This window comes from Vibrio sp. D173a, from assembly GCF_030248475.1.
In genome coordinates this window covers 1-1,741 of the sequence record NZ_JAHGAH010000080.1, presented here as the reverse complement: position 1 = coordinate 1,741, position 1,741 = coordinate 1, and the positions used below count along the sequence as shown (strand labels likewise).

The window sequence follows — 1,741 nt, the reverse complement described above, 5'->3', positions numbered from 1 at the left end:
TGAGCGAGTTGGGGATCTGTTCTTCCCTTCAGATCCCGAAGTGCAACTGTCTCTCATAGCAAAGGACAAAACCCGTCCCTTCTATACTGGGTTATCAATATCAATAAACGTAACGTCTAAACCGTGCTCTTGCGCTAACCATTCACCCAACGCTTTAATACCGTAACGTTCGGTTGCGTGATGACCTGCAGAGAAGTAATGGATATCCAATTCACGAGCCGTGTAAGTCGTACGTTCTGAGATCTCGCCCGAAATAAATGCATCTAATCCATGCTGAGCAGCAAGCTCAATAAAATCCTGACCACCGCCGGTACACCAGCCAACAGTTTCAATCATTTTGTCTGAATTTTCAGGCGCAATATGCAAAGGTTCACGGTTTAGGACTTGATTGATTTTGTGTGCGAATTCAGCGCCTGTCATTGCCTGTTTCAAGCGCCCAAACATCGCTACCGATTGTGGGTGCCCTTCCAAGCCGCCTTCCACTTCAATATCTAGCAAGCGAGCAAGTTCTGCGTTATTACCTAGCTCAGGATGAATGTCTAACGGTAAGTGGTAGCCATATAGGTTGATATCATTTTTGATCAAGCTACGGATACGCTTTCCTTTCATACCACGAATAGGCTCTGGCTCGCCTTTCCAAAAGTAGCCGTGGTGAACAAGCAGCGCATCAGCATCTAGCTCGATGGCTTTATCGATCAATGCTTGTGAAGCTGTTACGCCTGTCACGATGCGTTTGATTTCTGATTTGCCTTCTACTTGCATTCCATTCGGTGCGTAGTCTTTAATAAGTTGCGGAGACAGTTTCTCGTTAAGGATCTTTTCCAGCTGTAAGTTATTCATTTTTAATTCCAATACTTGTGGCTTTAGCAAAGTTTATATCGAACCGCAATCGAGATGCCAGTTGTGACATCCCCAACTCAAATAAATTTCGATACAATAGGAAGGCTATGCCCGTGACAACAAGGATAATGGATGAATTCTCTACAACGTTTCTACCAATGGATTGCTTGCACCCCGCCACTTTTTAAACTTCAAACGCCATTTGCCACTGTAGAAGATCTTCTGGCATCACCTCTATCAGACAACGAAGACTACGATGGTAATCCACGACTTGGCTTTCTTTACCAACACCTTTGCACCAAGCTGCTGACTTGCTCGCCCCGATATGAATTGGTTGCTGAAGAGATTCAACTCAATGACACGACTGGCCGCACGATTGGCGCCGTTGATTTGATCCTCAAGAATCAGGAAACCAAACAACACGAGCATTGGGAAGTCGCCATCAAGTTCTACTTACTGCATGAGGGTATTTGGTATGGGCCGAATGCTCACGACCAACTGCACAAGAAACTCGACCGCATGCTCACCCACCAACTAAAAATGAGTCAAAGAGAAGAGTTCCACCAACAGTTGCCCTTAGACAATATATCGAGTGAGCACCTTCTAATGCAGGGACGCCTTTACGTTAACCCTTTTTCTGCAGAACCTATCCCGACAAGCTGTTTAGGTTACGAACTAGACCCAAGCCAAATATCCGGCTACTGGTGCTACCAAAGTCAATGGGAGCAAATTGAAGAGCCACTTTACGCCCTCTCTAAACCGCTTTGGGCAATCGGCAATGAGGAATTCTTAGAGCCAATCAATAAGCCATCCAATAGGTTTGTTCACGCTCAAACAAAGAGCGGTCAATTTTGGTTTGTTGTACCGGATACTTGGCCGAACTAGAAACGGGAAACGGGAA

Annotated in this window: 2 protein-coding genes; one reads left to right on the top strand and one right to left on the bottom strand. The window is 45.5% G+C overall.

Translation table 11 applies throughout. The annotated features are described in order from the left end of the window. Positions 1-81: 81 nt before the first annotated feature. Positions 82-840, bottom strand: a complete 759-nt coding sequence (locus KIV40_RS09680; RefSeq protein ID WP_012127261.1) for a Nif3-like dinuclear metal center hexameric protein — start codon at positions 838-840, stop codon at positions 82-84. Between the two features lie 132 nt (positions 841-972). Between KIV40_RS09680 and KIV40_RS09675 the strand changes: the two genes are divergently transcribed. Next, positions 973-1,725, top strand: a complete 753-nt coding sequence (locus KIV40_RS09675) for a DUF1853 family protein (protein ID WP_012127260.1) — start codon at positions 973-975, stop codon at positions 1,723-1,725. The last annotated feature ends 16 nt before the right edge of the window (positions 1,726-1,741 follow it).

Bases quoted from the DNA above. Each gene is read 5' to 3' on its own strand.
- KIV40_RS09680 (WP_012127261.1), bottom strand. From the start codon at position 840: ATGAATAACTTACAGCTGGAAAAGATCCTTAACGAGAAACTGTCTCCG.
- KIV40_RS09675 (WP_012127260.1), top strand. From the start codon at position 973: ATGAATTCTCTACAACGTTTCTACCAATGGATTGCTTGCACCCCGCCA.